The sequence below is a fragment of the Streptomyces sp. NPDC050743 genome, from assembly GCF_044456925.1.
Taxonomy (GTDB): Bacteria; Actinomycetota; Actinomycetes; order Streptomycetales; family Streptomycetaceae; genus Streptomyces.
Genome location: NZ_JBITGJ010000232.1, coordinates 1 through 5319, shown reverse-complemented (window position 1 = coordinate 5319; position 5319 = coordinate 1). Strand labels below are relative to the sequence as shown.

Genomic DNA, 5319 nt, shown 5'->3' with positions numbered 1-5319 from the left:
CACCGCGTGCCGGGCCGTGAGGGTCTGCCGGGCGCCGTCGTCACGGGTGACGCTGACGCGTCGGGGCCCGTCGAGACGGCCGTGGCCACGGAAGACGTCGGCTCCGATGGACTTGAGGAACAGGACCTGTCCGGAGTCGTCCCAGTCGGTCACATAGCGGTTGCGGCGGGCGAAGACGCCATCGGTGTCAAGCCGGCCGGTGACGGCCTGCCGGGCACCGTCCACGCGCTGGGCGTCTGCCACCGCGATGACCGGCCGCAGCAGCGCCTTACTCGGCACGCACGCCCAGTACGAGCATTCGCCCCCGACCAGTTCCCGTTCCACGACCGCTACGGAGAGGCCGGCGGCACGGGCGCGGTCGGCGACGTTCTGCCCGACCGGGCCTGCGCCCAGCACGACCACGTCGTAAGAGACGCCTTCCGGGGTTTCATGCGGTTCGCTCATGTTCTTCCTCGCATTCCTGGGAGTGCCTGACGACCGGTCGACGTGGTGCTGACGCCGCCCGTCGGGCCTGGTCGGGAATGCCGGGGGCTCGCCGACCAGACCAGGGCGCGGCGCGTCGGTCAGCCGTAGGTGTGCGGGGTGACGACCGGGCATTCGTTGTCGGTATCGGCGAGGACGTTGAAGTTGAAGTAGTTCGTGAGGATGTTCAACGCCGAATTGCCCACGACCTCGGCGATCTCGGCGTCGGTAACGCCCGCGGCACGGGCAGTCTTGAGCTGCGTCTCGCCGATGTGGCCGCGACAACGGCGGATGGCGTCGGTCAGTGCCGGCAGCGCGGCGGCGTGCGGGCCGGCGGACTCGGCGTGGCCGGCACGCTCCAGTTCCCCGGCGTCGACCTTGGCGGCGTGCGCCCCCTATGGAGGTGTGGGCGGAGAGGCAGTAGGTGCAATTGTTGTACTCCGCGGTGGCGATCGCCAGCCGTTCCCGGACCAGGGCCCCCTGAGCACGCTCGGCAAACCCGCCGGCTTCTCCGTCGAGCGCCCGAGCGCCGCCGGCGGCCGACGGGTGCCGTCCCCGTGCCGGGGCCGGAGGGCGTCTGTCGCCACACGCATGAGGACTTCGCCGCGCCCCCCGTGGTCGCCGTACGCAGCGGAACCATCGCCTGATCGAACGGCAGGCGGAGCCTACGGCCAGTGGATCGGCTGAGCGCCGACAACGGTCGTGGCGACGGTAAGAAGGTCACCGCCGGTCAGCAGCTCGGCAAAGTCGGGGCCACGGGCGACGCCACCGGGCCGCATCTGCACTTCGAGATGTCCGAGGGCCCCGCTGGTCCTATGGCTAGGCCCACCTGGGGAAAGCGCGCGAGCACCGGAGGACGTCCCACGTCCGGGGGCGTCCGATGGCGGCCCAGTGGATCACCACGGACGATGGTGACGAAACCTCGGCACGGCAGCGGATCCCCCGCGGCCGCGCCGTGCACGTGTGTCTCGGCACGGCCCGCGGGCAGGGCACGGCCCGCGGGCAGGGCACGGCCCGCGGGCTCAGGAGGTGATCGGGTGCGGAATTCCCTTACGCCGCACGCGGGCTTGCGCCCGAAGGTGCAACGGCCCTCGCTGAATACCCGGCGGGCCCAGCTGGACATGGCATCGACCCTGCTGGTCCTGCTCGGGACGACGGTGCTGCTGGGCTGGTTCGGCATCGGCAACTTCGCCCATGCTCTGACCTTCCCTGGTCGCCTCACCGGCGCCGTCCTCATCGCGGTCGCTTTCACCACGCTCATGGCTGCCGGCGCGGTCATGGACCACTGGGTCGGGCACACGTTCCAGTACTCCGGCCTCGTCGCCTTGATCGGCGCGTTCGCGGCGCTTCTGACAAACGCCATGCTCCTGCTCAGGACGCTGAAGAACGGCGATCTGGTGCTCTTCCCGGCGCTTTTCGGCGCGCTCACGGCGGGGGCGGCATGGGCCCTCTTCGCCGTGTGGCGGACATCGGTCACGGTCCCCGCCCCGAAGCGGGTGGCCGCTGCGCTGGTGGTCTCCTCGGTCCTCGCCGTCGCCAATTTCGGCTACCAGAACCTTTATCTGCCGTACCGGCGTGAGGCCAGGCCTCTCATCACGTTGTCAGTGGGGAAGGCCGTCTTGAATGAGGATCGCAAGGCGTTCGCCGTACCGGTTGACGTCACGGTCCAGAACCACGCCGACGTGGGGTTCTATGTGCTCGGCACCGAAGTCCACGCCATGGGGGAACGGGTGGGGCTGAGCCCCAAGGACCGCCTCCGCGAGCAGTGGCGAAGCGATGCAAAGCAGTTTGCCCGCTCCTCGGGGGAGATGAACCCGCTCTCCCGCAGGGAGATTCATCAGCCTGGCGAGTTGGTGGAGGCAAAACCCTGGATGCAGCCCGGGAACTGGATCGAGCCGAGCGACGCCTTCACCACACGCCTGGTGGTGGAACTACCCGTGGACACCCAGTACGACCAGGTGGCCTTCTACGCCACCGCGAGCTTTGCGCGTAAGGACCAGGTCGTGGTGGATCCACCGCTCAACTTCGTGACGACCTCCTGGGATGGTGGCGACGTCCCGAAATGGGTGAAGGACCAGCAGAAGAGAGGCACCGACTCCCTCGTCTACCGTGCCAGGGTGCACGAGAACAACGCGATCGACGAAAACATCAGGGAGCCGCGCTTCGTCACCGTTTATTGGACGTTCGGCACGCACGGTGCAGCTGTGGACACGGACATTACCCGCAAGGGCCACAATGGCAGCAGCCAGCCGTCCGGGGAGGAGCTACGGGAGCTGGTCAGCCGTTACGGTCTCATCGACTGCTTCGCCGGCCCCGTCGAGCGGACCCTGTGGGACATCAAGGACCAGCGCTGAGCCGCTCCAGCCAGGCCACCAGCGCGAGTGAACTGTTCATCCGGCCCCAGGCGTGCGCGTCGCCCATGCCGAGCTGCGCCTCCCGCACGGCCTGGCACAGCGTCTCGACGTCGAACATCTCCGTGATCAGTGGATGCTGGGCGGAGCAGCACAGGTCGATGAGTTCGTCGCCGTGTCTGCGCAGGCCGCGGGCGTAGACGTCGTCGAAGGGGACCTTGACGGTCCTGCCGCGGATCGGGGCAGGGAGCAGGTCTGCCAGGGCCTCGCGAAGTACCGCCTTGGGCCGGCCCGGCCGGAACGTGGCTGCGGTGGGAAGGCGGCTCATCGTGGTCACGACCTCCGGGTCGAGGAACGGGTGCGAGAGGAAGAACCCGTCCTGTCCGGCCCGGTGCCAGGACAGCGGATCGGGAGCCGCGACGTAGTTGGCGGCGTCGTAGAGCGACTGTTCCGGTCTGCGCCCGAACACGAAGCGGCTCTCCGCGATGCGGGCCTCCCGGAACCCGTGAGCCCGCGCGAATGCGGGCCGCAGCCATCGGGGGCGGGTGAAGGTGCCGAGTCCGCCGAGCACCGTTCCGCCACGGGACAGTGCGGTGATCCGTTCGGCCGTGAGCGGGAGGGTCGGCTGGACCACATAGGAGTGGACCACGTCCCGCAGGCCCCGTTCGCTCCCCTCGGCCCAGGCTCGTGCCTGCCGGGTCATCTGGCGCAGTCGGCCCGTGCGGGCGAGCCTGTGCAGGTGGAGCGGGTTGGCGTCGGCGATCGGGTCGGCCCCGCAGCCGGTCAGGAGGGTGTCGCAGCCCAGCTCCGCGGCCACGGCGTGGAGTCTGCTCCAGAACGGGGCGCGGAACGCGTGGGCATGAGGCTCGTCCGCGTCTCCCGCGTGGTGCCGGAAGTCGTCGAAATCGGCCACGTCGTCGGCGTCGACGATCACGGGACAGGCCCCGGGGGCGTACCGGCGGATCTCCTCAAGCGCAAGATCGAGGTACGGCTGCTCCGCGGCCAGCTCTCCGCGGGAGAAACGCCCGGCGAGCAGGACCAGCTCCCGGGCGTCGTCGGGCGCCGCGGCCAGCAGGCGCGCGGCGAGCAGCGCGACACCGGTGGAGTCGGTGCCGCCCGAGACATGGCATGCAGTCGTCGTGCCCATACGGCGTCCGACGGCGCTCTCCAGCGCCTGGCGCAGGGCCTGTGCGGCCTCGTCGAGGCGGGGTCCGTCGGCTGCCGACGCGGGCGCTTCGGTGGCGGGACGGGCGCGTCGCGGCGTACGACCGCCCAGCTGCCCGGTGAGGGAGAGCTCCACCACCTCGCCGCCGAGAACGCGGTGCACGCCGGTGAACGGGGTGAGGTCCGTGTGCGGCTGCGCCGTGTTCCCGGTGAGGTACCGGCAGAAGTAGCGGGGTTCCAGCTCGCCGGCGCGGCCCAGGCTGCGGGCGGAGGTGCTCACGGCGCTCACCCGGCCCCCGGTCTCCCTGAAGAACAAGGGGATGCGGGCCTGCTCGTCGCGCGTCAGGAAGATGCGGTCGCGGCACACCACAACGGCCGCGTAGTCGCCGGCCGGCATCGGCGGGACCGCTCCCTGCCGGCCGTAGGCGTCGAGGAGGCCGCGTGCGCCCGTGACCCGGTCGCGGGCCGAGCCGACCCAGCCGACGACGGCCGCGGTGCCGGCCGGCGAGGAGACCGTCGTCACGAGTCCCTGACGTGCCATGACGTCGGCGGTCTGCAGCCTCGGAGCGCCGCCCGCCCACTCGAGGCGGAGGGCGTCCATGTCACCGTCCCCCGCCGTCGATCGAGAGCACCGGGTCGAAGGCGTGCCCTTGCGGATCGGCGTCCGGGATGCACAGACCGGCCGAGACCGTCCAGGCGTGCAAGGCGAACGGGTGCTCGTGCACACCGACGTGGAGTACGGCCTTCAGACCGGACCGCCGTAGCAGGACGAAAGCCGTCACCGCCTCGGACTTGCAGTCACCGTCGACCAGCCAGCTGCCGCGGCTGTGCGACTGCACCGCTCGTTTCAGCCGTCGGACCTCCTCCGCGGAGGGGACGTCCGCGCGCGCGTAGTCCGGGGCGGCCAAGGGCAGCAGCCGCAGGACCCGCCCGAATCCCACGGTCCGGATCATCAGGTGCACTCCGCGTAACCAAACCCCGACGCCGACGTCCACGTGCTGCTTGCGGCGTGCCTCGGCGCATCCGGCCTGCAGCAGAACGGTGACGAGCTCCGCGCGTTCCTCGGGGGTGCCCTCGGCGCACTTGCGGACGTCCGCCGCGGCCATCCCGAGAAAGCGCGTTCGTTTCCAGTCCGCGATCAGCGCTCCACCGGACATCCCGATGACACGGCAGTGCGGTGACAGGAGCCTTGCCATGGCTGCCAGGGCGTCGTTGTTCTCTGCCACCGCACTTCCTCCACGATGGAACCTTGAAGGCTCCCCTCCCTGAAGGACTCCGTTGGGAAATCCGTGAAACGGTGATGGTGAGTGTGCAGGCCTGCCATGATCGGCATGTTTGTCGA

At 70.1% G+C, this 5319-nt stretch carries 4 protein-coding genes and 1 pseudogene; 2 read left to right on the top strand and 3 right to left on the bottom strand.

Annotation, left to right across the window (positions count from 1 at the left end; translation table 11 throughout):
• Positions 1–444 (bottom strand): FAD-dependent oxidoreductase (locus tag ACIBJF_RS51915; RefSeq protein ID WP_399184879.1); only part of this gene is annotated, 444 nt, incomplete at its 3' end.
• Between the two features lie 692 nt (positions 445–1136).
• Here ACIBJF_RS51915 and ACIBJF_RS51910 point away from each other — a divergent pair.
• Together ACIBJF_RS51910 and ACIBJF_RS51905 are read left to right on the top strand one after the other, a co-directional pair.
• Positions 1137–1220, top strand: a pseudogene (locus ACIBJF_RS51910) (hypothetical protein); the annotation flags it as partial.
• A gap of 363 nt (positions 1221–1583) precedes the next feature.
• Positions 1584–2816: a hypothetical protein gene (locus ACIBJF_RS51905; protein ID WP_399184880.1), complete on the top strand. Its 1233-nt coding sequence runs from the start codon at positions 1584–1586 to the stop codon at positions 2814–2816.
• Here ACIBJF_RS51905 and ACIBJF_RS51900 read toward each other — a convergent pair.
• Positions 2800–4578: an asparagine synthase-related protein gene (locus tag ACIBJF_RS51900; protein ID WP_399184878.1), complete on the bottom strand. Its 1779-nt coding sequence runs from the start codon at positions 4576–4578 to the stop codon at positions 2800–2802. The two genes, ACIBJF_RS51905 and ACIBJF_RS51900, sit on opposite strands and share 17 nt — an antisense overlap.
• 1 nt (position 4579) lies before the next feature.
• Positions 4580–5203, bottom strand: coding sequence for a lasso peptide biosynthesis B2 protein (locus ACIBJF_RS51895; protein WP_399184877.1), 624 nt, complete (start codon positions 5201–5203; stop codon positions 4580–4582).
• Between the last annotated feature and the right edge of the window lie 116 nt (positions 5204–5319).

Excerpts from the sequence above, each read along its gene's own strand:
- ACIBJF_RS51900 (WP_399184878.1), bottom strand. The coding sequence starts at position 4,578 with ATGGACGCCCTCCGCCTCGAGTGGGCGGGCGGCGCTCCGAGGCTGCAG.
- ACIBJF_RS51905 (WP_399184880.1), top strand. The coding sequence starts at position 1,584 with ATGGCATCGACCCTGCTGGTCCTGCTCGGGACGACGGTGCTGCTGGGC.